The sequence below is a fragment of the Microbispora sp. NPDC088329 genome, from assembly GCF_040685655.1.
Lineage (GTDB): Bacteria > Actinomycetota > Actinomycetes > Streptosporangiales > Streptosporangiaceae > Microbispora.
Window position 1 is genome coordinate 32546 of record NZ_JBFBIP010000032.1, and the last position, 24428, is coordinate 56973.

At 71.7% G+C, this 24428-nt stretch carries 24 protein-coding genes; 10 read left to right on the forward strand and 14 right to left on the reverse strand.

What is annotated here, in order from left to right; all coding sequences use genetic code 11:
• Positions 1-30 precede the first annotated feature (30 nt).
• Entirely contained in the window at positions 31-1179 is a 1149-nt protein-coding gene (locus AB0O28_RS36895) for an ABC transporter ATP-binding protein (protein WP_363647235.1), read from the reverse strand.
• A 53-nt stretch (positions 1180-1232) separates the two neighbouring features.
• The gene (locus AB0O28_RS36900; protein ID WP_363647236.1) at positions 1233-2666 is read right to left on the reverse strand and encodes a gamma-aminobutyraldehyde dehydrogenase; all 1434 of its coding nucleotides are present in this window, start codon (positions 2664-2666) and stop codon (positions 1233-1235) included.
• A 224-nt stretch (positions 2667-2890) separates the two neighbouring features.
• On the opposite strand from AB0O28_RS36900, the gene AB0O28_RS36905 reads away from it, so the two are divergent.
• Positions 2891-3382 (forward strand): Lrp/AsnC family transcriptional regulator, encoded by a 492-nt coding sequence (locus AB0O28_RS36905; protein WP_363647237.1) that lies wholly within the window; start codon positions 2891-2893, stop codon positions 3380-3382.
• Between the two features lie 19 nt (positions 3383-3401).
• Here AB0O28_RS36905 and AB0O28_RS36910 read toward each other — a convergent pair whose 3' ends face one another.
• From AB0O28_RS36910 to AB0O28_RS36925, 4 genes are all read right to left on the reverse strand, one after another.
• Entirely contained in the window at positions 3402-4571 is a 1170-nt protein-coding gene (locus tag AB0O28_RS36910) for a GRAS family protein (protein ID WP_363647238.1), read from the reverse strand.
• A 113-nt stretch (positions 4572-4684) separates the two neighbouring features.
• Positions 4685-5416: a cyclase family protein gene (locus AB0O28_RS36915; RefSeq protein ID WP_363647239.1), complete on the reverse strand. Its 732-nt coding sequence runs from the start codon at positions 5414-5416 to the stop codon at positions 4685-4687.
• Between the two features lie 88 nt (positions 5417-5504).
• Positions 5505-5771, reverse strand: a complete 267-nt coding sequence (locus tag AB0O28_RS36920) for a hypothetical protein (RefSeq protein ID WP_363647240.1) — start codon at positions 5769-5771, stop codon at positions 5505-5507.
• A complete protein-coding gene (locus AB0O28_RS36925; protein ID WP_363647241.1) occupies positions 5731-6018 on the reverse strand; it encodes a nitrilase-related carbon-nitrogen hydrolase in 288 nt (95 codons plus the stop codon). Before AB0O28_RS36925 ends, AB0O28_RS36920 begins: the two co-directional genes overlap by 41 nt.
• Before the next feature lie 147 nt (positions 6019-6165).
• Between AB0O28_RS36925 and AB0O28_RS36930 the strand changes: the two genes are divergently transcribed.
• Positions 6166-7689: a PucR family transcriptional regulator ligand-binding domain-containing protein gene (locus tag AB0O28_RS36930; protein ID WP_363647242.1), complete on the forward strand. Its 1524-nt coding sequence runs from the start codon at positions 6166-6168 to the stop codon at positions 7687-7689.
• Positions 7690-7732: 43 nt separating this feature from the next.
• On the opposite strand, the gene AB0O28_RS36935 is transcribed toward AB0O28_RS36930, so the two are convergent.
• A complete protein-coding gene (locus tag AB0O28_RS36935) occupies positions 7733-9214 on the reverse strand; it encodes an MFS transporter (protein ID WP_363647243.1) in 1482 nt (493 codons plus the stop codon).
• A gap of 100 nt (positions 9215-9314) precedes the next feature.
• Between AB0O28_RS36935 and AB0O28_RS36940 the strand changes: the two genes are divergently transcribed.
• From AB0O28_RS36940 to AB0O28_RS36950, 3 genes are all read left to right on the forward strand, one after another.
• Positions 9315-9806 (forward strand): MarR family transcriptional regulator, encoded by a 492-nt coding sequence (locus AB0O28_RS36940; protein WP_363647244.1) that lies wholly within the window; start codon positions 9315-9317, stop codon positions 9804-9806.
• Between the two features lie 83 nt (positions 9807-9889).
• Entirely contained in the window at positions 9890-10648 is a 759-nt protein-coding gene (locus tag AB0O28_RS36945) for an ATP-binding cassette domain-containing protein (RefSeq protein WP_363647245.1), read from the forward strand.
• Positions 10645-11316 (forward strand): hypothetical protein, encoded by a 672-nt coding sequence (locus tag AB0O28_RS36950; RefSeq protein ID WP_363647246.1) that lies wholly within the window; start codon positions 10645-10647, stop codon positions 11314-11316. Before AB0O28_RS36945 ends, AB0O28_RS36950 begins: the two co-directional genes overlap by 4 nt.
• 37 nt (positions 11317-11353) lie before the next feature.
• Here the strand turns inward: AB0O28_RS36950 and rlmN are convergent, their stop codons facing one another.
• Entirely contained in the window at positions 11354-12469 is a 1116-nt protein-coding gene (gene rlmN, locus AB0O28_RS36955) for a 23S rRNA (adenine(2503)-C(2))-methyltransferase RlmN (protein WP_346229861.1), read from the reverse strand.
• A 104-nt stretch (positions 12470-12573) separates the two neighbouring features.
• On the opposite strand from rlmN, the gene AB0O28_RS36960 reads away from it, so the two are divergent.
• The gene (locus tag AB0O28_RS36960) at positions 12574-13608 is read left to right on the forward strand and encodes a suppressor of fused domain protein (protein ID WP_363647247.1); all 1035 of its coding nucleotides are present in this window, start codon (positions 12574-12576) and stop codon (positions 13606-13608) included.
• 25 nt (positions 13609-13633) lie between these two features.
• Here AB0O28_RS36960 and AB0O28_RS36965 read toward each other — a convergent pair whose 3' ends face one another.
• The 6 genes from AB0O28_RS36965 to AB0O28_RS36990 all read right to left on the reverse strand — a co-directional run bounded on the left by AB0O28_RS36965 (position 13634) and on the right by AB0O28_RS36990 (position 19682).
• Complete coding sequence (locus AB0O28_RS36965; protein ID WP_363647248.1) at positions 13634-14509, reverse strand: phosphatidate cytidylyltransferase; 876 nt, start codon at positions 14507-14509, stop codon at positions 13634-13636.
• A 152-nt stretch (positions 14510-14661) separates the two neighbouring features.
• Complete coding sequence (gene frr / locus AB0O28_RS36970; protein ID WP_079320643.1) at positions 14662-15219, reverse strand: ribosome recycling factor; 558 nt, start codon at positions 15217-15219, stop codon at positions 14662-14664.
• Between the two features lie 9 nt (positions 15220-15228).
• Positions 15229-15999 carry a UMP kinase gene (gene pyrH / locus AB0O28_RS36975; protein ID WP_111701993.1) on the reverse strand — a complete coding sequence of 257 codons (771 nt, stop codon included), beginning with the start codon at positions 15997-15999 and terminating at the stop codon, positions 15229-15231.
• Positions 16000-16052: 53 nt separating this feature from the next.
• Complete coding sequence (gene tsf, locus AB0O28_RS36980; protein ID WP_363647249.1) at positions 16053-16886, reverse strand: translation elongation factor Ts; 834 nt, start codon at positions 16884-16886, stop codon at positions 16053-16055.
• Between the two features lie 193 nt (positions 16887-17079).
• A complete protein-coding gene (gene rpsB, locus AB0O28_RS36985; RefSeq protein ID WP_363647250.1) occupies positions 17080-17979 on the reverse strand; it encodes a 30S ribosomal protein S2 in 900 nt (299 codons plus the stop codon).
• A 209-nt stretch (positions 17980-18188) separates the two neighbouring features.
• A complete protein-coding gene (locus tag AB0O28_RS36990) occupies positions 18189-19682 on the reverse strand; it encodes a CoA transferase (protein WP_363647251.1) in 1494 nt (497 codons plus the stop codon).
• A gap of 347 nt (positions 19683-20029) precedes the next feature.
• Between AB0O28_RS36990 and AB0O28_RS36995 the strand changes: the two genes are divergently transcribed.
• The 4 genes from AB0O28_RS36995 (at position 20030) to AB0O28_RS37010 (ending at position 24400) form a co-directional block, all read left to right on the forward strand.
• Entirely contained in the window at positions 20030-20383 is a 354-nt protein-coding gene (locus tag AB0O28_RS36995) for a YraN family protein (protein ID WP_363647252.1), read from the forward strand.
• Position 20384: 1 nt separating this feature from the next.
• On the forward strand, positions 20385-21959 hold the full coding sequence (locus tag AB0O28_RS37000) for a YifB family Mg chelatase-like AAA ATPase (protein ID WP_363647253.1): 1575 nt from the start codon (positions 20385-20387) through the stop codon (positions 21957-21959).
• The gene (gene dprA, locus AB0O28_RS37005; protein ID WP_363647254.1) at positions 21959-23188 is read left to right on the forward strand and encodes a DNA-processing protein DprA; all 1230 of its coding nucleotides are present in this window, start codon (positions 21959-21961) and stop codon (positions 23186-23188) included. The genes AB0O28_RS37000 and dprA overlap by 1 nt, the downstream gene beginning before the upstream one ends.
• Before the next feature lie 291 nt (positions 23189-23479).
• Positions 23480-24400 carry a tyrosine recombinase XerC gene (locus tag AB0O28_RS37010; RefSeq protein ID WP_363647255.1) on the forward strand — a complete coding sequence of 307 codons (921 nt, stop codon included), beginning with the start codon at positions 23480-23482 and terminating at the stop codon, positions 24398-24400.
• Positions 24401-24428: the final 28 nt, after the last annotated feature.

Genomic DNA, 24428 nt, shown 5'->3' on the forward strand with positions numbered 1-24428 from the left:
CGGGTTCTATGTACCGGGGGGTTCGGGGTGTTATCGCAAGGCGTAGGAGTGCCAGGGCTGCCAGGAGAGCCAGACCGAGTCGCCTCGCTCGGCGGTGATCGTGCTGTCGTTCGCGTTCTGCTCGAACACCGTGATCTCGGCGCCGTCGCCGAGCACCACGACGTAGCTGTTGGAGGTGCCGAGGTAGACGACCTCGGCCACCGTCCCCCGCACGACGCTGAGATCGCCCTCGGGCCGGTCCTTCGCGATCTTGATCTTCTCCGGCCGGACCGTGAGGTCGACGCTCTGGCCTGCCGAGAGCGTGCCGTGCGCAGGGATCAGGATCCGGTCGCTCTGGCCGATGGCGAGCACGGCGGTGTCTGCGCCCACCTGCTGCACGGTGCCGCTCAGCAGGTTCGACGTGCCGATGAACCCGGCCACGAACTTGCTGGCGGGCCGCTCGTAGATCTCGCGGGGATCGGCGAGCTGCTCCACGAGGCCGTCGTTCATGACGGCGATGCGGTCGCTCATCGTCAGCGCCTCGCTCTGGTCGTGCGTCACGTAGACGAACGTGATGCCGACCTCGCGCTGGATGCGCTTGAGCTCGATCTGCATGGCCTGGCGGAGCTTGAGGTCGAGCGCGCCGAGCGGCTCGTCGAGCAGGAGCGCCCGGGGCCGGTTGACCAGGGCGCGGGCGAGCGCGACGCGCTGCTGCTGGCCTCCCGACATCTCCTTCGGCCGGCGCTTCTCCCGGCCGACCAGGTCGACGACCTCGAGGATCTCACCGACGCGGCGCTTGATCTCCGCGTCGGGGACCTTCTTGCGCTTGAGCCCGAACGCGACGTTGTCCCAGACGTTCATGTGCGGGAACAGCGCGTAGGACTGGAACACCATGTTGATGTCACGCTTGTTCGGCGGGACGTTCGTGACGTCCTCCCCGTGGAGCCTGACAACCCCCTGTGTGGGGTCCTCGAACCCGGCGATCATTCGCATGCTGGTGGTCTTGCCGCACCCCGAGGGGCCCAGGAGGGAGAAGAACTCCCCCTCCGCGATGGCGAGGCTCACGCCCTTGACCGCCCGTACGACCTCGCCGTGCGAGACGTACTCCTTGACCACGTTGTCGAGTTCGATGGCGGGCACGTCTCCTGATACGGGGGCAGCCGCGACGGCTGCCCCCGGGCCCGCCTGGATCTCTGTCATTCCAGGCTTATCCCTCTTTTTCGATAGGGACGTCCGGCCGGAGCCGGACGCACCTATTCGCCGATGTAGTGCATGACGTGCTTGACACGGGTGTAGTCGTGCAGGCCGAAGACGGACAGGTCCTTGCCGTAGCCCGAGTGCTTGAAGCCGCCGTGCGGCATCTCGGACACGAACGGGATGTGGGTGTTGACCCAGACCACGCCGAAGTCGAGCCGCTTGGACATCCGCATCGCCCGGCCGTGGTCGGAGGTCCACACCGAGCCGGACAGGCCGTAGCGGACGCCGTTGGCCTTGGCCAGCGCGTCGGCCTCGTCGGTGAACGTCTGGATGGTCATGACAGGACCGAAGATCTCGTCCTGCACCATCTCGTCGTCCTGCTTCAGCCCGTCCACGACCGTGGGGGCGAAGAAGAACCCCTTGTCGCCGACGCGGGCGCCGCCGGTGAGGACCTTCGCGTGCTCGGGGAGCCGCTGGAAGAAGCCCTCGACCCGGTCGAGCTGGTTGGCGTTGTTCAGCGGCCCGAAGTAGGCGTCGTCCACGTCGAGACCGCCCACCTTGGTGGCGGCGGCGGCCTCCGCCAGCGCCGCGGCGAACTCGTCGTGGATGCTCTCCTGCACGAGCACCCGGCAGGCGGCCGTGCAGTCCTGGCCGGCGTTGTAGAGGCCCGCCCCCGCGACCGCCTCGGCGACGGCCTTGATGTCCTTGACGTCCTCGAAGACCACGACCGGGGCCTTGCCGCCCAGCTCCAGGTGGACCCGCTTGACGTCGTCGGCGGCGGTCCTGGCGACCGCCATGCCCGCGCCGACCGAGCCGGTGATCGCGACCATGCTCGCGGCCGGGTGCCCGACGACCATGGCGCCGGTCTCCCGGTCGCCGGTCACGACGTTGAAGACGCCGGCCGGCAGGACGTCGCCGAGGATCTCGGCCAGCTTCAGCGTGGAGACCGGGGTCGTGTCGGACGGCTTGAGCACGATCGTGTTGCCGGCCGCGAGAGCGGGGGCGATCTTCCACACCGCCATCATCATCGGGTAGTTCCACGGCGTGACCTGGCCGATGACGCCGATCGGCTCGTGCCGGATCACCGAGGTGTGGTCGGCGAGGAACTCTCCGGCGGTGGGGCCCTCCAGGGTGCGGGCCGCACCGGCGAAGAACCGGAAGTGGTCGGCGGCGATCGGGGTCTCGTCCTCGGCCATCCGGGCGCGGGGCTTGCCGGTGTTACGGCACTCGGCCTCGTTGATCTCGTCCGCGCGGGCCTCGATCGCGTCGGCGACCTTCAGCAGCAGCGCCGCGCGCTCGCCCGGCGTCGCCTGTCCCCACGTCTCGAAGGCGGCCGTCGCGGCGGCGTACGCGGCGTCGACGTCCTCCTGACCCGACACCGGCGCCTGGGCGTAGACCTCGCCCGTCGTAGGGTCTACGACGTCGGAGAAACGGCCGCTCGCGGCGTCGACGAACTTCCCGTTCACGAAGTTCTGGAGACGGGTGGTCACCGTTGACCTCCTGTTGAGGTGGCTGAGTTGTCGCGACTCTGACAGAGGAAAGAGCCTACGACAAGGGATTTCGTCGCTAAGATACCAAATTGCTACGAAATCGCTTGACGCAGGCGGTTGAGCTGACAACATGTCAGACCACGATCGCAACATGTCAACAACGGTGCTGTAACACGAGGTCGCTACGGCGGCCGAAGCCCGCCGAGAGAGGACACCCCCCGAGGATGACGACTCCGCCTAAGGCTCGCGCGGCTGCCGCGAAGGGTGGGCCGGTGGTGCTCGACGAGATCTCCAAGCAGATCATCGAGCAGCTTCAGATGGACGGGCGAAAGCCGTACGCCGCCATCGGCAAGGCGGTGGGGCTGTCGGAGGCCGCCGTGCGCCAGCGCGTGCAGCGCCTGCTCGACCTCGGCGTCATGCAGATCGTCGCCGTCACCGACCCGCTCACCCTGGGCTTCCCCCGCCAGGCCATGATCGGTATCAAGTGCGAGGGCGACCTGGAGCGGGTCGCCGACGAGCTGGCGCAGATTCCCGAGATCGACTACGTGGTGCTCACGGCCGGCTCGGTCGACATCATGGTCGAGGTGGTCTGCGAGGGCGACACCCACCTGCTGGAGATCCTCGGGAAGATCCGCGCGATCTCCAGCGTGCGGGCGACCGAGACGTTCGTCTACCTCAAGCTCCACAAGCAGACGTACTCGTGGGGGACGCGCTGACGTCCCCCACGCACGGCCGTCAGTCGGCGCCCGGCACGGCCGTCATCACGGCCAGCAGGGGCACGTCCCGGTAGCCGAGCCGGACGTGGTCCGGCTCCACGTCGAGGGTGAAGTCCGGCGGCGCCGTCAGCACCCGTGCCAGGTCCTCGCTGACCGCGGGCACGGTGGGCGTGAATCCGCAGCGCCGCAGGCGGCGCAGCCAGGTGGCGGTGGGCTCGTGCCGCTCGTACCGGCCGGCCTCGTCCACGGCGCCCACGATGTTCAGGATCTCCCTGCCGAAGAAGCTCTTCATCGCGTCCTGCTCGGCACGGCCGAGCGGCAGGCCGTCGATGGCCTGGAAGAGTGTGCCGAACATCTCCCAGGAGTTGGCGAACCGCTCGGCCAGGCCCACCTGGTGGTGGTCCGAGCCGGGCTCGCACAGCGCGACGGCGGCGGGCTCCAGGGAGCGCAACCGCCGCAGGAAGACGTCGCGCGCGTCGTGCCCGGGACGCGGGTTCAGCATGTGGTGCAGGGCGAAGGAGGCCACCGCGAGCAGCGGCCCCTGAGCCTGCCCGATCAGCTTCCAGTCGTCGTCGTCCAGGGCCTCCGTGGCGCGCGGCACCGCGTGGAAGGTCACCTCGATCCCGTGCTCCGCGCCGGCGCGCAGCAGGTTGGCCTCGGCGTCGGCCAGGGCCGCGGCCGCCGGGTCCACCCCGACGACCACGAGGCGGCGCAGCGGCAGGTTCCGTGCCGCTGCCTCGGCCAGCAGCGCGCTCTCCTGGTGGCCCTGCCCGATGCCGATCGACAGCAGGGTGGCGACGCGTACGTCCTCGCCCAGGTGGTCGAGCAGGTACGCGTTGGCGAGGTGCCCGGCGCGTACGAGCGGAAGGTGCCGCGCGAGGAGATAGAACAAATCGATCTGCGGACGCTGATAACGACGCAGGTAGAGGTTGACGCCCTCCTCCCCCTCCAGCCGGCCGGACAGGCCCGCCAGGTAGTACATGGCCAGCATGTCCCGGGGGTCGGCGTCGGGGTCGAGCCCGGCGCGCACCTCCCCGAGCAGGGCTCGCGCGTCGTGCTCCCGGCCGTCCTCCGCCGCCACCGCGGCCTGGAAGAGCAGCGCGTGGGCGCGCGTGCCGGCTCCCGTGCCGCCCGTCCCCGCCCGTGTCCCGATCGCTTTCCCGATCGCTTTCTCGGTGACACTGCTCACCGTGACCCCCGTCCCGACGTGTGTGGTTCCCCTGGAGCCCCAATCCTCCAGGGCCGCCGCGCCGGTGCGGATCTCCAGTAAGCGACCGCTTTCACTCGGGCAGTGGACAGGCCTCAGACTCCGCCGATCCGGGCGACGGCGCGGACGGGGGCGCCGTCCGCGCCGGCCAGGCGCAGCGGGAACAGCGAGACCTCGATGGGACGGCCGGCGGCCTGGGCCTCCAGCAGGGGATCCAGGTTGCGCAGATTCTCGGCGATCACGGCGTGCGCCCCGCACAGGGCCCGGTGCGCCGGCAGATCCCCGCCCGGTTCTCCGGCCGCCCCGATTGCTCCGGCCGCTCCGGTTGCTGAGGCCCCCGCCGCGTCGTCGCCGGCGGGCCGCGACGTCGGGTCGACGCTGAGCGCGTCGATGCCGACCGTACGCACGCCCGCGGCGGCGATCAGGCGTGCGGTCTCCGCCGCCAGGTACGGGTGGGCCAGGTACTCCGGCGTCCCCCAGTGCTCGTCCCAGCCGGTCGCGACGAGCAGGACGGTGCCCGGCCGCAGTCGTCCGGCCACCGTCTCGAGCATTCCGGCGGTGACCGGTGAGCGCGGCGGCAGGCCCCGGACGTCGAGGACCGCCGCAGGCCCGAGGAACCGCTCCAGCGGCAGGTCGTCCAGCGTCGGCAGCGCGTCGTCGATGTGGAACGGCGCGTCCACGTGGGTGCCGGACTGGGAGCCGAGGTGCAGGCCGAGGACGTTGACGCCCTCGGCCGCCACCGTGAGGGCGGGCGCGATCTCGACCTCCGGATCGCCGGGGTAGACGGGCATGCCGTTCACGACGGGCACCGACAGGTCGACGATCACGGCTTCTCCCCCTGGCGTCAGGCCTTCCCGGGCGCGAGCAGGCCGATCAGATCGTAGGCCACGTGGAAGGCGCGGACGGGGATCCGTTTCAGTAGAGATCCGTGCGCCGGTCGCGGTGGACGTGGTTGCGCGGGCCGGTGGCCTTGTCCCTCGCGCGGGCCGGGTCGCAGTCGGCGACCAGCACGGCCGGCCCGTCCCTGAACACGGGACCCGCCAGCGGGTATCCGTCCGGGCCGATCAGCGACGTGCCGCGGACCCAGTCGACGCCGCGCTCGGCCGCGCACCGGTCGGCGACGGCGACGGCGACGAACATGCTATTGGCCGCGGCGGCGACCTGGGCGTACGCGACCAGCACCGGGCGCTCGCCGGCCGGCACGGGCGAGGCGGGCCCAGCCGGTGACGGTCGGGCCGTCGGCGGGCTCGGCGAGGCTCCTGGCCTCATCGGCGCCGGTGAAGACATAGCCGCTGTTGACGAGCTCGGGCAGCACCACCAGCCGAGCACCGGCCCCGGCCGCCTCCAGGATCGCCGCCTCGGCGGCGGCGCGGTTCGCCTCCGGCTCGCCGACCCGCAGCGCGAGCTGCGCGGCCGCGACCCGCGTCACGGCCGCACCCCCGGCTCCACCACCGTACGAAGCCCGGCCGAGGCGGAGGGAGCTGCCGTCGTCATGAGTTCCTCCAGGTCAAGGGAGACCGTGTGCGTCTGCCTAATCGCCCACGTCAGGACAATTAGGGTAATCATGGGAAATAGGGTGACCGTTGTGGACGGGCACAACACCGTGGAGGACCTGCTGCGCTCCCCCGCGCTCCAGCTGCGGGTGCTGGCGGGCGAGCGCGGCCTCGGCAGGTCGGTCTCCTGGGCCCACGTCAGCGAACTGGAGGACCCCACGCCCTGGCTGCTCGGGGCCGAGGTCATCATGACGACCGGCATCGGAGTCCCCCGCGCCGCCGCGGCGCAGCGCGCGTACCTGGAGCGGCTCGACGACGCGGGGGTGGCCGCGCTCGCGCTCAGCGCGGGCCTGCACGTCCCGCCGCTGCGCCGGTCCTTCCTCGACACCGCCGAGGAGCGGGGATTCCCCGTGCTGGAGGTGCCGCTGGCCGTGCCGTTCATCGCGATCGCGCAGGAGGTCGCGGCGGCCGTTCAGGAGGACGCGCACCAGCGGCTGGGGGCCCAGCTCCAGGTGTTCGGCGCGCTGCGCTGGCTCGCGTTCGAGGGACTGGACACGGCCGGGCTGTTCCGCCGGCTCGAACGGCTGTCGGGCTACGAGATCTACCTGAGCACGCCGCAGGGCCGCCCGCTGCTGCCGGGCGTGCCGGCGCCCCCGCCGTCGGTACGGCTGCCCGCGTCCGCGGACGCGCCGCCGACGATCCCCGGCGGCTTCGCCCTCCCGGTCCCCGCGCCCGGCGGGCCGGCCGGATTTCTGGTCGCCTTCGAGCGGGAGGGCGCCCGTCCGGCCGGGCTGGCCGTGGTCCAGCACATCGCGACCGTCGCCGCCCTCCGGGTGACGATGGTGCGCAGCGAACGCGAGACGCTGCGCCGTCAGGGCGCGGAGACACTGGCCGAACTGCTGCAGGACGTGCTCGACCCGGAGACCGCCCGGCGCAGGCTCGCCCTGATGGGCCTGCCGCCGGACCGCGACGTCGTGCTGCTCGTGGTGCGCGACGCCGTCGACGACGCCGTCGTCCAGGCCCTCGGCGAGCACCCGCACCTCATGCTCCGCCGGCACCGGGACCTGTACGTGCTGACGGCGGCGGGCGTCGTCGCCGCGGAGGCGAAGGCGCCGACCGTCGATTCCGGCGGAGACGGAGCGTCCCGGGCGGGGGCGGCGCTGCGCGAGATCCCGGGAATCGCGGCCGGCGTCAGCCGCCCCCTGCCGCCCGGGTCGTCGCTGCGCGTCGCCCAGCGCGAGGCGTTGTGGGCGGCCTCCCGCGCCGCCGAGGCGGGCAGGCCGCTGGTCGCCTACGGCGAGGACAGGATGGGCCGGTGGCTGCCGGACGACGTGGGCGTGCTGGCCGCCCTGGTCGAGCACGTGCTCGGCGACGTCCTGCGATACGACGCCGAGCACGGGTCGGACCTGATCGCGTCGGTCCGGACGTGGATGGAGCGCGACCGGCGCGTCGACGACGCCGCGCGGGCCCTGCACATCCACCCCAACACGCTGTCGTACCGGCTGCGCCGCTTCGGCGCGCTGACCGGGCGTGACCTGTCGGCGACCGGCGACTTCGCCGAGGTGTGGCTGGCCATCCGGGCGGCGGCGCAGCTCGGCGGCCTGTGAGGGCGGGCTCACCGGTCCTTCGCGCCGGCAGCGCGGGAGCATCTCAGGGGGCGATGGCCTCGCCGGCTTCTGCCGCGCCGGGCGTCACGGGAGTCGTCTTCCCCAGCCGCGTGTCGATCAGGAGCAGAGCGGCCACCGCGGCCGCGAGCAGAATCGCCGCCGCCCACCCGGTCGCGCTGGTGTATCCGTGAACCCGGCTCTGCACGGGGGAACCGTGAGCGGCGAGATAGGCCGCCGCGCCGTTGGCCGCGACCGTGTTCAGCAATGCGGTGTCGAGCGACGCGCCGGTCTGCTGGGAGACGTTGAACATGGCGCCGGCCACACCCGCCTCGCCGGGCGGCAGGCCGAACGTCGACAGGTCGAGTGCGGCCGGCAGGACGAGACCCATCCCGACGCCGATCAGGATGAAGGAGGGAAGGACTCCGGACGCGTATCCGCTGCCGGCGTTGAGGCGTGTCAGCAGCGCCATCCCCACGGCTCCCAGGAGGAGGCCGCCTCCCATGACGAACCGTGGTGCGATGGTCGTCGTCAGCCGGCTGCCGAGGCCCACGGCCAGCATGACGCCGAGGGTCAGCGGCAGGAAGGCCAGCCCCGTCCGCAGGGCGGAGTAGTGCTTGATGTCCTGCAGGAACAATCCCATGAAAAGGTACGCCCCGAACGGCCCGGCCATCATCAGCACGATGACGAGGTAGGAGCCGCCGCGTCCGCGGTGACGGAGGATCGACGGCGGAAGAAGCGGATCGCTCACCCGGGACTCCGCCAGCAGGAAGAGGGCCAGCAGGACGACGCCCGCGGCGAGCGACGCGATGGTGGAGCTCTGGGCCCAGCCGGCCTGCGTCGCCCTGGTGAATCCCCAGACGATCGCCACCAGACCGGCCGTGGCCGACACCGCCCCGAGGAAGTCGTAGCCGGTCGCCGCCGCCGTCCGGGACTCCCGCAGGAACACCACGACGCCGAGAGCGGCGACGAGGGCGATGGGAACGTTCACGTAGAACACCCAGTGCCAGCTCAGCGACGTCGTGAGGGTTCCACCGAGGATCAGCCCGATCGGTGATCCCGCGGCGACGACCCCGCCGAAGACGCCGAACGCGGCGGTCCGCTCCTTGGGATCGACGAAGGTCGTGGCCACCAGGGAGAGGGACGCGGGCGCGAGCAGTGCGCCGAACGCTCCCTGGGCCGCCCGGGCGACCAGCAGCGTCGTCACGTTCGTCGCCGCGCCGCCGGCCACCGATGCGGCGGCGAAGCCGGCCAGCCCGACGAGAAGCGCCCGCTTGCGGCCGGTGCGGTCGCTGACCCGCCCGCCCAGCAGGAGGAGCCCCGCGAAGGGGAGTGTGTACGCGGTGACGACCCACTGCCGGTCGGCCGTCGTGATCGCCAGATCGGCGGTGATGGAGGGCAACGCCACGTTGATGATCGTCATGTCGACGACGATCATCAACTGGGCGAGTGCGACCGAAGCCAGCCCCAACCATCGCCGGCGATTGAGCTGCGGCGACCCGCGCCTCTGCTCGGTGCTCTCCGTCATTCGGCTGATCCTTTCGTGCGGAGCCGGGATTCGCCGGAAGTGTAACAGTGCAACTGACAATCAGCGCAACGGTATATCCGCGCCGCTGTAATCTCTCGGCATGACCACCGAGGTGCCTCGAGCTCTGTCCGGCCGTCTCAGCTTTCTGCTCGGCAGGCTCTACATGCGCGCCCTCGATCTGGAGGCTCGGGAACTCGACACGCTGGGAGTCTCCGTCAAGCAGCACGCCGTCCTCGCGCTGCTGGCGGAGGAGGGCCCGATGACGCAGCAGCACCTGGGCCGGCGTCTCGGCATCGACCGCACCACGGTCGTCACGGTCGTCGACGGTCTCGAACAGGCCAATCTCGTCGAGCGTCGCCGGAGTCCCGCGGACCGGCGCGCCTATCTGCTGACGCTGACGCCGGACGGCGTACGGGCGGGTGAACAGGGGCACGAGCTCGTGAGCGGGGCGGAGGACGAGCTCCTCGGCGCGCTCGACGAGGACGAACGGCGGACGCTCACCGACCTGCTCGGCCGTGCCGTCCGGAGCCAGAACTCCGGCGACGCCGACGCCGACGCCGACGCCCCGCCCCGCCCCGGTAGCGAACGGTAGCCGCCAGCATCGGCCGGCGTCGCGCCGAAGATCGCCCGATATTCCGGCGCCGGGGAGGAACATCCCGATAGGCTCGGAAAACTATGCGGATCGCCAGCCTCTCCTTCCGATACGGACGGCGAGCCCCTTGGGTCCTGTCCGACGCCGGCCTGGTCCTCGATCCGGGAGACGTGGTCGAGGTCACCGGGCCCAACGGCACCGGCAAGTCGACCCTCCTACGACTGATCGCCGGGCTGCTCAGGCCCGTACGCGGTAGCGTCCAGGACCGCCCCCGGGTCGTCGGGTACGCCCCCGAGCGGTTCCCCGCGGACCAGCCGTTCACCGTGGCGTCCTACCTGCGGCACATGGCGGCGGTCCGGAGGGTGAGCACGGACGCGATCGGCCGATGGAGCGAACGACTCGGCATGGACCACCTGCTCGGGCAGCGCCTGCCCGACCTGTCCAAGGGCAGCGCGCACAAGGTGGGCCTCGCGCAGGCGCTGCTCGCCGAGCCGGGACTGCTCGTGCTCGACGAGCCCTTCGCCGGTCTCGACGCCGCCACCCGGGCCGAACTCCCCAGGATCATCGGGGAGATCGGCGCGCGCGGCGGGATCGTCGTCGTGAGCGACCACCAGGGCGATCTGCGGGCCTTTCCCGGCCTGCGCCGCTGTGAGGTCCGCGACCGCGCCGTGCGGGAACTCGAGCCGGCCGAGGAGGCCGGCGAGACGGCCCTGACCGTGCTGGAGGTGGCGGTGGACGCGTCGAGGGCGGCCGACCTGGCCGACCGCCTGCGTGCCGAGGGCTGCACGGTGAACATCACGGGCCGCACCTCGGCTCACGTCGCCGGGGAGGCCGCCGGATGATCTCCGTGCTCGCACTGGCGCGGTTCCGCGTCGCCGGCTACGTCGCCTCCCACCGGGCCCTGCAACCGCTCATCGGACTGCTGGCGCTGCTCGCGGTCCTCTACGCCGGCCCCATCCCCGCCGGTCAGGAGATCGGGGCCACCGCGGACTCGGCGGCCATGCTCGTGCCGGTGCTCGCCTGGGCCGCGCGTGGCCTGCTCGACACCGAGCCCGACGAGCAGCGCAGTGTCGCCCTGTCCGCGCTGGGACCGAGGGAACTGGTGGGCGGCCTCCTGGCGGCGTTCGCGTCGCTGCTGGCGCTGGCCGCGATCGCCGAGGCCGCGCTGCTCTTCCGCCTCGCCGCCTCCCCCACGCTCGCCGTGCTCCTGACCGGGGTGTGGCTGCATCTGCTGTCCGCGACCGCGGGGCTCGCGCTCGGGGCGCTGACCAGCCGCCCGATCCTGCCCTCCCCGGCGGTCTCCACGATCGCTCTGATCCTCGGCTACCTGTCGATGCTGGTGATCAGCCTGGCCGGGGCCCGCTGGCTCACCGTGCCGGTCATGGGCTGGATGCGCGACGCCCACCACGGCGAGCTGCAGGCGAACCTGCCTCTGCTCACCGTGCAGTCGCTGCTGTGGCCCGCGGTCGGCCTGGCGGCCTACACGCGGCTGCGCCGCACCCGGCCGTGAACGGCGCTACGGCCGGGGCGCGGCGCCGTGGGCGGCGTTACGGCTGAGGCGCGGCGGCGAGCTGCCCGCACGCCCCGTCGATCTCCCGTCCCCGGGTGTCCCGTACGGTGACGGCGACGCCGTGGGACTCCAGGCGGCGGACGAACGCCCGCTCGTCCTCGGGGCGCGAGGCGGTCCACTTCGAGCCGGGCGTGGGGTTGAGCGGGATCAGGTTGACGTGCACGAGCTTGTTCTTGAGCAGGCGGCCGAGCAGGTCGGCCCGCCACTCCTGGTCGTTGATGTCCTTGATCAGGGCGTACTCGATGGACACGCGCCGTTTCGTCCTGGCCGCGTAGTCCCACGCCGCGTCGAGCACCTCGGCGACCTTCCACCGCGTGTTGATCGGCACGAGCGTGTCCCTGAGCTCGTCGTCCGGCGCGTGCAGGGAGACGGCGAGCGTCACCGGCAGGCCCTCGTCGGCGAGCTTGCCGATCGCCGGCACCAGGCCGACCGTCGAGACCGTGACCCCGCGCGCCGAGATGCCGAGGCCCTCCGGCGCCGGATCGACCAGGCGGCGGACGGCGCCGATCACGGCCTTGTAGTTGGCCATCGGCTCGCCCATGCCCATGAAGACCACGTTGGTCACCCGGCCGGGGCCGCCCGGGACCTCGCCGCGCGCCAGCGCCCGCGCGCCAGCGACGACCTGCTCGACGATCTCGGCGGTGGACATGTTGCGGGTGAGGCCGGCCTGGCCGGTCGCGCAGAACGGGCAGTTCATGCCGCACCCGGCCTGCGAGGAGACGCACATGGTGACCCGGTCGGGGTAACGCATCAGAACCGACTCGACCAGCGACCCGTCGAACAGCTTCCACAGCGTCTTGCGCGTCATGCCGCCGTCACAGGTGATCTCGCGTACGGACGTCAGCAGCGGGGGCATGAGCTGTTCGACCAGCCGCTCGCGCAGCGCGCCCGGCAGGTCGGTCATCTGCTCGGGAGAGCCGGTCAGCCGGGTGAAGTAGTGGCGGGAGAGCTGGTCGGCGCGGAACGGCTTCTCGCCGAGCTCCGCCACGGCCGCCCTGCGTTCGGCCATCGTCAGGTCGGCGAGATGGCGCTGCGGTTTGGCCCGGCGGGGCGCCACGAAGGTCAGCTGCCCGGTCTTCGGCTGCTCGCTCACGCAAAACCCTTTCCATATCCCGCGGCCGTGGTCTTAACGACTGGCGCACGCGGCTTTACATTCTGTCTGGCGGTCGAATCCCGGAGGCGTACGAGAGGTGAGGTGTGGACACCACTGTCGTGCTCACCAGCCCCAACCCCTACGGGAGCCGCACACTGACGATCGAAGCCGACCGGACCTCCTCCGTAGCTTACCTTCGCGACGCGAAGGGGATCGTCCACGGAGCGGTCTGGCTGGCCAATCACGTCCCCGCGCCCGCCGAGGCCGATGTCGCCAGGGCCAACGCGGGGCTGCCGCCGGTGATGCCCGAGGCGCGCACCGCGCATCCCTCCGGCCGGCCGCCCCTCGACCCGGAGTCGCTGTCGGTGCTGTGGTTCGAGGAGGGCGACGGCGTCGCCCTGTACGAGAACGACACGCTTCTGGCGGTCATTCCGGCGTGGGCCGACATGGAGCGCGGCCTGCCCGGGTACGCGCGGGACGCCGTCGGGGAGTCGCCGTTCGCCTGGCCGCTCGGCGAGGCGCTGGAGGGCCTGTCCCCCCGGGTGGCCAAGGCCCGCGCGTACTGGCAGTGGCGGCAGGCTGAGGGCAGCTGGGCCACCTACCAGCAGTTCGTGCTCGGCCATCTCGACGGCAGGCTCGGGCCGCCCGGCCGCTACTGGGACGTCGGCGGCGACCGGTTCCCCCTGGTCGGCGTCAGCGAGCGCCCGCCCACGTTCACCCGCGACTACACGGTCCTGTCCACCGTCGGCATGAGCTGCCAGCGGATGCCCGCCGCGGAGATGTACGACACGGCGTGCCGGGTGGAACTCGCGCTCGCGACGCGGCAGGATCCGAGGACCGCCGCACGGCTGTTCGCCTGGCTCGGGCAGTATCCCTGGCGGTCGGTGACGTGGCTGGGGCACGGGCACACGGCCCGCTGGTTCCAGGACCCGCTCACGTTCCCGTTGGACGGCGGGCACCAGGGGGTGCTCATGCTGGGGGACCCGCCCGGCCTGCCAGACATGTCGGGATTCGTGTTCGGCGGCGATGCCGTACGGTGGCTGTGGCTGTTCCCGCTCACCGAGCCCGAGCTGCGCCTCGTGGCCGATCACGGCCACCGGGCGATCAGCGAGCGGCTGGCGATGACCAGCCGGATCTGACGCCCGCAGGGACCGGACTGCTCTGTCAGGCGACCGGGACCAGGAGCGTGAGCAGCAGCCACACGGGGACGAGCGTGAACAACAGGGAGTCGAGGCGGTCCATGGCTCCGCCGTGCCCCGGCAGCAGCGTGCCCATGTCCTTGATGCCGATGTCGCGCTTGATCACCGATTCGATCAGGTCGCCGAGCGTCGCGCACACGACTCCCGCGAGGCCGACGACGGCGCCCTCCCAGTACTCACCCTGCAACAGGAAGTGAACCAGTAACGCACCGCCCACGACGCAGGCGAGGGTGGACCCGGCGAAGCCCTCCCAGGTCTTCTTCGGACTGATGAGCGGCGACATCCGGTGCTTGCCGAGGAAGATCCCGGCGAAGTATCCACCGATGTCGCTGCACACGGTGACCGCGATGAAGACGATCACCCGGTCCGGCCCGTCCTCGGGAGCCAGCAGCAGCGGCACGAACCCCGCGAGCAGCGCCGGATAGACCGCGACGAACACCGCGGCGGTCGCGTCCCTGACGAATCCCTCCGCGCCCTGGAACATGCGCCAGGCCAGCAGCACCATCACGGTCACGGCGAACGCGCCCACAAGGAACGACGTCCCGCCCCAATAGGGCCCGACCACCATCGCGGCCATGCCGGCCAGCAGGGGCGGCAGCGGCACCCGGATGCCGAATCCGCCGAACGCCTTGACGATCTCGTGGATGCCGACGCCGACGGCCACGAGGACGACGGCGAGGAAGCTGGCCTTTACAAAGTAGAGCGAGCCGATGACCACCGCGCCCAGCGCGACGCCGACCCCCACCGCCGCGGGGAGGTTGCGGCCGGTGCGTCCCGATGTCTTCTTGGCGCCGGCGCGGTCTCCCCTCTCGGGACCGTGTCCGGCACCGGAAGAGCCCACAGGGCCCCCCGCCGGGTTCCGGTCGCCGGCGGCAGCAGTTCCGTCCACAGCGTCCCACTCTCTATATACGCGTAATCCTTGTGCCGCCCGCTCTCGCGGTGCGGCACAAGGATCACGGTCATGCCGTACGGCCCGCGTCCCGGGCCGAGACGTCAGACCTCGAGCAGCTCGGCTTCCTTGTGCTTCAGCAGCTCGTCGATCTTCGCGACGTGCTTCTGGGTGAGGTCGTCGAGCTCCTTGACGGCGCGATGGACCTCGTCCTCGCCGGCCTCGCCGTCCTTGACGAGTTTGTCGAGGATCTCCTTGGCGTGCCGCCGGATGTTCCGTACGGACACCCGGCCGTGCTCCGCCTTGTTGCGGGCGACCTTGATGTACTCCTTGCGGCGCTCCTCCGAGAGCTCGGGGAACACCACGCGGATCACGGTGCCGTCGTTGCTCGGGTTGACGCCGAGGTCGCTGTCGCGGATGGCCCTCTCGACCGCGTTCAGCGAGCCCTTGTCGTACGGCTGCACGAGCACCATGCGCGCCTCGGGGACATGGAACGACGCGAGCTGCTGGATCGGCGTCGGTGACCCGTAGTAGTCAACGTTGATCTTGTTGAACATCGAGGGCGTCACACGGCCGGTGCGGATGCTCGCGAAGTCGTCCTTGGCGACCGTCACCGCCTTGTCCATCTTCTCCTCGGCCTCGAGGAGGGTTTCGTCGATCACTGCGGCTCCCTACTTCCCTGCCGGACTCACCAGCGTGCCGATCTTCTCACCACGGACCGCCCGGAGGATGTTGCCCTCGCCCATGAGGTCGAAGACCACGATGGGCAGGCCGTTGTCCATGCACAGGCTGATCGCGGTGGCGTCCATGACCCCGAGACCCCGCGTCAGCACCTCACCGTACTCAAGCTGATCGAACCGGACCGCGTCGGGGTTCTTGCGCGGATCCGAGTCGTACACGCCGTCGACCTGAGTGCCCTTGAGCAACGCCTCGGCGCCGATCTCCAGCGCCCGCTGCGCGGCGCAGGTGTCGGTCGAGAAGAACGGCGAGCCGAGCCCCGCGCCGAAAATGACCACGCGCCCCTTCTCCAGGTGTCGGATCGCCCGGCGCGGCAGGAACGGCTCGGCCACCTGCTGCATCGTGATCGCGGTCTGCACGCGGGTGTCGATGCCGCGCTTCTCCAGGAAGTCCTGCAGGGCGAGACAGTTGATGACGGTCCCGAGCATGCCCATGTAGTCGGCCCGCGCGCGGTCCATGCCACCCTGCGACAGCGCCGCGCCGCGGAACATGTTCCCGCCGCCGACGACGACCGCCACCTGCACGCCCTCACGGACCGCTTCGGCGACCGAGTCCGCCAGCTGGGCGACGACGCGCGGGTCGATCCCGAGCGACTCGCCGCCGGCGAACGCCTCGCCCGACAGCTTCAGCATCACCCGCTTCCAGCGCAGCGGCCCGTCGTACGACGAAGCCGCCGGCGTGGCGGGTCTGGTGTTCTCCTGCACGGCGGCGGCCTCCTCGGATGTCGGCTTTGGTCGAAAAGCTCCTGGCAGTAAGCCTAAGCCTGGCCGACCTTGTAGCGGGTGAAGGCCAGGACCTTGACGCCGGCCTCGTCCGCGACCTTCTCGATCGTCTTCTTGTTGTCCTTCACGAACGCCTGCTGGAGCAGGGTGAAGTCCTTGTACCAGCCGTTGACCCGGCCATCGACGATCTTCGGGATGGCGGCCTCGGGCTTGCCCTCCTCGCGGGTCATCTGCTCGAACAGCGACCGCTCCTTCTCGATGACGTCGGCGGGAACGTCGGCGGGGCTGACGTACTTCGGCGCCATCGCGGCGGTGTGCTGGGCGATGTCCTTGGCGACCTCGGCGTTCGGCTTGTCGAGCTGCACGAGCACACCGACGGCCGGCGGGAGCTGCGGGTCGGTCTTGTGCATGTAGGAGGCGATGTAGCCGCCCTCCAGCAGCGAGAACCGGCGGATCTCGATCTTCTCGCCGAGCGCCGCGTTGGCCTCGTCGAGCAGCTCCTTGACCGTCTTGCCGTTCACCTGGGACTCGAGCAGGGTCGGCACGTCGTTGGGCTTGGTCGCGACGATGTGCGCGACGATCTCGCCCGCGAGCTCCTGGAAGCGCTCGTTCTTGGCGACGAAGTCGGTCTCGCAGTTGAGCTCCAGCAGCGCGGCGAGGGAGTCGCCCTCGTGCTTGACGGCGACCAGACCGTTCGACGCGGTGCGGGCCTCGCGCTTGCCGACGTCCTTGGCGCCCTTCAGGCGCAGGATGTCGACGGCCTTGTCGAAGTCGCCCTCGGACTCCTCGAGCGCCTTCTTGCAGTCCATCATGCCGGCGGCGGTCAGCTCACGAAGGCGCTTGACGTCGGCCATGTTTACGGAAGCCATTGTCCAATTTCCTCTTCGGGACCCGGATGCGAATCGTCTGGGGGCGGGCGCCGGTACCGGGCGCCCGCCCGGTGAAACCCTCAGCACGGCGGGCGTCGCCCTACCGCACCGGAACCAGGTCGCTGCCTGGGGGATCCCCGCCTGTCGCGGCCGCCCGGAGGCGACGCGCCCGACGGGGACCCGTGGTCGTTCCTCAGGCCTGCTCGTCCTGCGCGGGCTGCTCGGCGGCCGGAGCCTCAGCGGCCTCGGCGGCCGGAGCCTCAGCGGCCTCGGTGGCCGGAGCCTCGGCGGTCTCGGCGGCCGGAGCGGCCTCGCCACCCTCGAGGAGCTCGCGCTCCCACTCGGCCAGCGGCTCGGCGGCGGCGACGCCCGCGGGCTTCTCGTCACCGCGGCCGGCGCCCGCACGGGTCATGAGGCCGTCGGCGACGGCGTCGGCGATCACGCGAGTGAGGAGGCTGACGGCGCGGATCGCGTCGTCGTTGCCCGGGATCGGGTAGTCGACCTCGTCCGGGTCGCAGTTGGTGTCCAGAATCGCGACGACCGGGATGCCGAGCTTCTTGGCCTCGTTGATCGCGATGTGCTCCTTCTTGGTGTCCACGACCCAGACCGCGCTCGGGACGCGGGCCATGTCACGGATACCGCCGAGGGTGCGCTCCAGCTTCTCCTTCTCGCGGCGGCGCATCAGGAGCTCCTTCTTGGTGAGCCCGGAGCCGGCCACGTTGTCGAAGTCGAGCTCCTCGAGCTCCTTCAGGCGCTGGAGCCTCTTGTGCACGGTGGAGAAGTTGGTGAGCATGCCGCCCAGCCAGCGCTGGTTCACGTACGGCATGCCGACGCGCGACGCCTGCTCGACGATCGACTCCTGCGCCTGCTTCTTCGTGCCGATGAACATGATGGTGCCGCCGTGCGCGACGGTCTCCTTCACGAAGTCGTAGGCACGGTCGATGAACGACAGCGACTTCTGCAGGTCGATGATGTAGATGCCGTTGCGCTCGGTGAAGATGAAGCGCTTCATCTTCGGGTTCCACCGGCGGGTCTGGTGGCCGAAGTGAACGCCGCTCTCCAGCAGCTGCCGCATGGTGACGACAGGGGCCATGGTGATGGTCCTCCATGGTCGTGTGCCCTCGGGCACGGTCTCGGTTGGACACGCGGACGTCTTGCCCGCGCCCTGACGCCCCGGGCCGCCTCCACCGGACGGGGTCCGGACCGAGAATGCGGCTCGTGAGTGGGCGTGCGAATTCGGCCCGCCTAGCAGGCCGCCGAACAGTCTACCCGGATCCGCCTCTTCAGTTGACCCTCGCCGGGTCAGCGCGGGGCCCATGCCGCGGGGTGCTCCCCCCGCCGGGGCGGCGGGGTCGTCCAGCGCGGCCGCGCCCCGTCGACGGCGCCGGGCGGCGTCACATAGGTGAGCGTGCCGAAGGGGCTGTCCATCGTCGCCAGCAGGTCGTCCACCCGGGGCCGCCCCACACCCGCCGGGTCGATCCTGCCGAGATCGTCGAGCCACGCCGCGGTCCTGGCCAACGACACCTCGACGTGCCAGGAGCCGCCCTCGGCCACCCGCCGGAGCAGCGCGGCGACCGCGCCGAACGCCGCCAGGTAGCCGGTGCCGTGGTCGAGGGCCTGCGCGGGCAGCGGACTGGGCCGCCGGCCGTCGCCGTTCTCATGGGCGATCCCGCAGGCCATCTGGACGAGGCTGTCGAACCCCCTTCTCGAGGCCCACGGCCCACGCGTGCCGTACGCGGAGATGTCGACGCAGACGATGCCCGGCCTCAGGGCGGCGAGGTCGTCAGGTCCGAAGCCCCTGGCACGCAGGGCCCCGGGCCGGTACGCCTGGACGACCACGTCGGCCCGGCGGACCAGCTCCCGCAGGGTGTCCGCCTCGGATCGCAGGTCGATATGGCACGACCGCTTGCCGAACGCCGTCTCCACCACGAGCCCCGGCACCTCGGGCAGGTGTGCGGCGCCCACACGCAGGACGTCCGCGCCGTAGCCCGCGAGCGCCCGCGCGGCCACCGGCCCGGCGATCACGCGGGTCAGGTCGAGCACGCGTATGCCGCCGAGCGGGCGCTGCGGCCCGGCCGCCGGGCCCTCGGGGAGGCCGCCCGGCACATGCCCGGCCGGGATACGGGCGTTGCCGTCACCGCCGTTCCCGTCGCCGCCGTTCCCGCCCCGGCTCACCCGGCCGTTTCCGCCGGGCAGCCGGGAGACGCCGACGAGAGGAAGGCCGGCCAGCGCCCGCGCCTGGGGGTGCGCGAGCCACTCGGCCCTGGTCCGCATCGCCGCAGCGCAGCCTCCCTCGCCGATCACCGTCTCCTCGATCTCCACCGCCGTACGGCCCGCACAGGCCCTGCCGACGTCGTCACCGTCCGAGCCGGGGGGCAGCCCGAGCGCGCGCAGGGCCGCGTCACGGTGGTGGTCGAAGTTGCAGTGCAGCCGGACCCAGCCGTCCGACGTGCGGTAGTCGCCGGACAGCGCGGCCCAGACGTCCATGCCCTTCCCCTCGGCGCGGAAATGCCGCTCGCTCTGGAAGGCCACGGCGGCGTGGCGGACATCGATCGTCACCTGCGGATCGCGGTGCGCGGTGCGCGACGCCTCCCTGCCGCCGGTCCCTTTCTCCGCCCTCCCCCGAGTTCGGGCGGCGTAGGCGGCCACGGCCGCGGTCAGGGCGCCGGCCGAGGCCGCGGCCATCGTGCCGAGGGGGAAGACGGACGGCAGCACGGGGTCGTCGCCGACGACCTGGACCTCGGGCAGGGCGACCCCGGCGCTCGCGCCCAGATCCCTGATCAGTTTCGCGATCACCGCCGACTCCTCACTTCCGATGCCCACGGGCGCCGATGCCCGGCGGCGTGCTCCTCACGAGCGGTCTTGGTCACTCGCTTGCCGCGTCACCCGCCCTCCGGACCCGGCAAGTATCCACGCCGGTCCCAGCCTGCCCGCGACCGCCCCTCCCGCTTCCGCTCCCCGCCCCTCCCGCTTCCGCTCCCCGCCTCGCCTGTGGACGGCGGGAGCGTTCTCCCGATGCCCACCTGCGCTTACCTCCGCTCGTCCACAGCCGCGGAATCGCGCGGCGACCTTTTCCACAGAAAGCGGTTCGGTGGCACGGGCAGGTGACCGCTTCGGCGAGTGTCTGCGCCGGAGGTGGTCCCATGGCGGCGAAGGATCGGCTGGGCAGACAGGGCGAGCAGCTCGCCGTGACCTTTCTGACGGCGAAGGGCATGCGCGTGATCGACCGCAATTGGCGCTGTGCGGAGGGCGAGATCGACATCGTCGCCCGTGAGGGGAACGCGCTGGTGATCGTGGAGGTCAAGACCCGCTCCGGGCGCCGCCACGGCACCGCTTTCGAGGCGGTGACCGGTGAGAAGCTGCTGCGCCTGCGGACACTGGCCCGCAGGTGGCTGGCCACGCACACCGAGCGCTTCGACACGATACGGGTCGACGTGATCGCGATCGAGCGGTTCGCCGGCGACTTCTCGCTCAGGCACGAACGCGGGGTGGTCTGAGATGCCCGTCGCCCGGACGCACTGTGTCGCTCTCGTGGGCGTCACCGGACGCCTCGTGGAGGTCGAGGCCGACGTGGGCCCCGGCATCGCCGGAACCCATTTCATCGGGCTTCTCGACACCGCGATCAGCGAAGCCCGGGACCGTGTGCGGTCCGCGTTGATCAACAGCAGGTTCGCCTGGCCCGACGCACGGGTCACCGTGAGCCTGTCTCCCGCCACCCTGCCCAAGCGGGGATCGATCTTCGACCTGGCCATCGCGATCGCGGTGCTCGGCGCGGCCGGTGCCGTGCCCGCACAGCGAATCGCGGCACCGATGTTCTTCGGCGAGCTCGGGCTCGACGGGCGGGTCCGGCCGGTCAGAGGCGTGCTGCCGGCCGCGCTCGCCGCCGCCGGGGCGGGGGTGCGCACGGTCGTGGTGCCCGCGCTCAACGCGGCCGAGGCCGCTCTCGTGCCCGATCTCACCGTGGTGCCCGTGGCCTCTCTCGGCGAACTGGTGGGGTGGCTGCGCTCGGGCGACCTGCACCGGCTTCCGGTGGTGGCCGACGCCGCCTCACTGTCGCAGGACGCCGATCACATCGAGCACGCCGAGCACAGCGAGCACGCCGAAGGCACGCAGAGGCCGGACCTGTGCGACGTCGCGGGGCAGCCGATGGGCCGCAAGGCGCTGGAGGTGTGCGCGGCGGGAGGGCACAACCTCTGGATGCTGGGCCCGCCGGGAAGCGGCAAGACCATGCTCGCCGAGCGCCTGCCGACCCTCCTGCCACCGCTCGACCAGGAGAAGGCCCTGGAGGCCTCGGCCATCCACTCGGTGGCGGGAACGCTACCGCCGGGGCGTCCGCTGCTCGCCCGGCCTCCCTTCGTCGCCCCGCATCACAGCGCGACGATGGCCGCCGTCGTCGGCGGCGGCAGCGGAGGCGTCGTGCGGCCCGGGGCGGTGTCGCTCGCGCACCGGGGTGTGCTCTTTCTCGACGAGGCGCCCGAGTTCGCGATGACCGTGCTCGACTCCCTGCGGCAGCCCCTCGAGTCGGGAACGGTGACGATCGCGCGTGCGGTCGGCACCGTCACCTTTCCCGCGCGGTTCATGCTGGTCCTGGCCGCCAATCCGTGTCCCTGCGGCCTGCAGGGAACGGTCGGGCACCCCTGCAGGTGCACCCCCGCGGGCCGGCGCCGCTATCTCGACCGGCTGTCGGGGCCGCTGCTGGACCGTGTCGACGTGAAGGTGAAGATCGGCCGGGCCACCCGTGCCGAGTTGCTCGCGGACCGGCACTTCGTGGAGACCAGCGCGACCGTGGCCGCGCGGGTGAGGCTGGCGCGCGAACGAGCCGTCAGGCGACTGGCCGGCACCCCCTGGCGCACGAACGCCGAGGTGTCCTCATCCGCGTTACACCGTGATCTCCGCCTGCCCGACGCCGCGATGGCCCCGCTGCGTCGAGGTCTCGACGTGGGCACGCTCAGCGCGCGCGGCCTGGATCGCGTGCTCCGTATCTCCTGGACGCTCGCGGACCTCGCGGGCGAGGACCGTCCGGGCCAGGCCGAGACGTCGGCGGCCCTCGCACTGTGGCTCGGAGTGGACTGATGGAAGCGACCGAACTGCCCACCCCCGGCGGCGCCCCGGCCGGTGACGTCGGTGACGCGGCCGGGCTGGGCGATGCCGAACGGCCGGCCCGCGTGGCGATCATGCGGATGGCCGAGGCGGGCGACGCGGTGATGGGGCGCTTGATCGCCCGTTTTGGCGCGGTGGACGCGATGAAGCAGGCGAGACGCGGCGTGCTGGACCCCGGCTTCGCACGTGACGAGAAGGACCGCGCAGAGGCGTCCAGGCGTCACCTGGATCTCGGCCAGCACGCGGCCGCCTGGGCCGCCCGTTACATCGATCCGGCGGATGACCTGGAACAGGGCACGCGGCGAGGATCGCGTCTCGTCGTTCCTGGTGACGTCGAATGGCCGACCCAGCTCGACGATCTCGGCGACGCCCGGCCGTTCGGACTGTGGGTGGACGGACGGGCGAACCTGCGGTTCTCCTGCCTGCGCTCGGTCTCCGTCGTCGGGGCCAGGGCCGCGACCGCGTACGGCACGACCGTGGCGGCGGAGTTCGCCATCAGTCTCGGCGGACGAGGATGGACGGTGATCAGCGGCGGTGCCTACGGAATCGACGGTGCCGCGCACCGGGGGGCGCTGGCCTCCGGAGCGCCGACGGTCGTCGTGCTCGCCTGCGGAACGGACGTGTGTTATCCGAGCGCGCACGAGGACCTCTTCCGGGCCGTGCGCGAGCGGGGCGTGGTGATCAGCGAGTGGCCTCCGGGCGCTCACCCCACCCGGCTGCGTTTCCTCATCCGCAACCGGGTGATCGCCGCCCTGTCCCGGGGGACGGTCGTCATCCAGGCAGCCGCGCGCAGCGGCGCGCTCAACACGGCCACGCACGCCTGGAGCCTGAACAGGCACCTGATGGCCGTGCCCGGTCCCATCACCACCGAGGTCTCCACGGGCTGCCACGTCCTGATCCGTCAGGGCAAGGCCGTCTGCGTCACCTCGCCAGACGAGATCATCGAGCTCGTCGGCTCCATCGGCGACGATCTCGCGCCGGAACAACGCGGCCCCGTGCGGCCTCGTGACGGGCTGAACGACGAGACCAGGCGCGTGCTGGAGGCGATTCCCGCACGGGGTGCCACCGGTCCCGCCGCGATCGCCGTGGCCGCCGGGGTCGACATCGGGACGGCGCTCGCCTGCCTCGGCGCTCTGGCCGCCGCGGGGTTCGTCGAGAACGTGGACCGGGGGTGGCGGCTGCGGCCCGCCGCGCGCCTCTGACGGACGCCTTTGATAGGCGCCTCGACGGGCGCCTTCGACGGGCGGCGGACGCCGGATTCCCGGCCGTCACGGCGAATAGCATGCGATCGTGACCGTGTCTCCTTCTCCACTTGAGCCCACGGAAACGGACCGCGTACGTCGGGTGCGGCCCGAGGGGAAGTGGAAAGGGGCAAAGGACACGACCGGTCGCGACGTCGCGTGGCGCCCGGGACGACGAGAGCCACCGGGCTCCGGCTCGGCGCGGGGCGGCGGCGGCCCCGGGGCGAGCCGGGAGCGAGGAGGAAGGACATCGTGGCAGCGGGTGAAGAGCGGGCACTCGGGGAGTTCGGCACCGCCCTGGAGCAGTTCGAGCGACATCTGCGTCTTGAGCGAGACCTGTCGCCGCACACGCTCAGGGCGTATCTCGGGGACATCTCCTCGCTGTTCGCGCACATGAGGAACGCGGGGCACGAGGATGTGTCCGCTCTCGACGTCACCGTCCTGCGCGACTGGCTGGGCGACCAGCACCAGAGCGGCCGGTCGCGGGCGACGCTGGCCCGCCGCTCCGCCTGTGCCCGGGTCTTCACCGCCTTCTGCCACCGGCGCGGGTGGCTGGCGAGTGACCCCGGGTTGCTCCTCGGCACGGCCAAGGCCGAACGCCGGCTGCCGAAAGTGCTGGACCAGGCCGAAGCCGAGGCGGTCCTCGGCACACAGGGGCCGGGCGACCCCAAGGACCTGCGCGACCGGGCGATGCTGGAGCTGCTGTACGCGACCGGCGTGCGGGTGAGCGAGTTGTGCGGCCTCGACGTGGACGACGTGGATCGGGACCGCCGCACGGTCCGCGTGCTGGGCAAGGGACGCAGGGAGCGGACCGTGCCCTTCGGGCTGCCCGCCCTGCACGCCCTGGACGCGTGGTGCGTGCGGGGCAGGCCCCTGTGGCTTCGCGAGGGAAGCGGCCCCGCGCTCTTCCTCGGCACCCGGGGAGGCCGGATCGACCAGGGCACCGTCCGGCGCGTCGTGCACGCCCGCTTGGCGCGGGTCGAGGGAACCCCCGACATGGGCCCGCACGGGCTGCGGCATACCGCCGCCACTCACCTGCTCGAAGGTGGAGCCGACCTACGATCCGTGCAGGAGATGCTCGGGCACGCCTCCCTGGCCACCACGCAGATCTACACGCACGTGTCGATCGAGCGGCTGCGTGCCGCCTACCGTCAGGCCCATCCCCGCGCCTGAGCACGGCGGACGCGGGACGCCCGTCAGC

What these genes read in the sequence shown, in the direction of transcription:
- AB0O28_RS36895 (WP_363647235.1), bottom strand. Translation starts at nt 1,179, where the DNA reads ATGACAGAGATCCAGGCGGGCCCGGGGGCAGCCGTCGCGGCTGCCCCC.
- AB0O28_RS36905 (WP_363647237.1), top strand. Translation starts at nt 2,891, where the DNA reads ATGACGACTCCGCCTAAGGCTCGCGCGGCTGCCGCGAAGGGTGGGCCG.
- AB0O28_RS36935 (WP_363647243.1), bottom strand. Translation starts at nt 9,214, where the DNA reads ATGACGGAGAGCACCGAGCAGAGGCGCGGGTCGCCGCAGCTCAATCGC.
- AB0O28_RS36940 (WP_363647244.1), top strand. Translation starts at nt 9,315, where the DNA reads ATGACCACCGAGGTGCCTCGAGCTCTGTCCGGCCGTCTCAGCTTTCTG.
- AB0O28_RS36945 (WP_363647245.1), top strand. Translation starts at nt 9,890, where the DNA reads ATGCGGATCGCCAGCCTCTCCTTCCGATACGGACGGCGAGCCCCTTGG.
- AB0O28_RS36950 (WP_363647246.1), top strand. Translation starts at nt 10,645, where the DNA reads ATGATCTCCGTGCTCGCACTGGCGCGGTTCCGCGTCGCCGGCTACGTC.
- tsf (WP_363647249.1), bottom strand. Translation starts at nt 16,886, where the DNA reads ATGGCTTCCGTAAACATGGCCGACGTCAAGCGCCTTCGTGAGCTGACC.
- rpsB (WP_363647250.1), bottom strand. Translation starts at nt 17,979, where the DNA reads ATGGCCCCTGTCGTCACCATGCGGCAGCTGCTGGAGAGCGGCGTTCAC.
- AB0O28_RS36995 (WP_363647252.1), top strand. Translation starts at nt 20,030, where the DNA reads ATGGCGGCGAAGGATCGGCTGGGCAGACAGGGCGAGCAGCTCGCCGTG.
- AB0O28_RS37000 (WP_363647253.1), top strand. Translation starts at nt 20,385, where the DNA reads ATGCCCGTCGCCCGGACGCACTGTGTCGCTCTCGTGGGCGTCACCGGA.
- dprA (WP_363647254.1), top strand. Translation starts at nt 21,959, where the DNA reads ATGGAAGCGACCGAACTGCCCACCCCCGGCGGCGCCCCGGCCGGTGAC.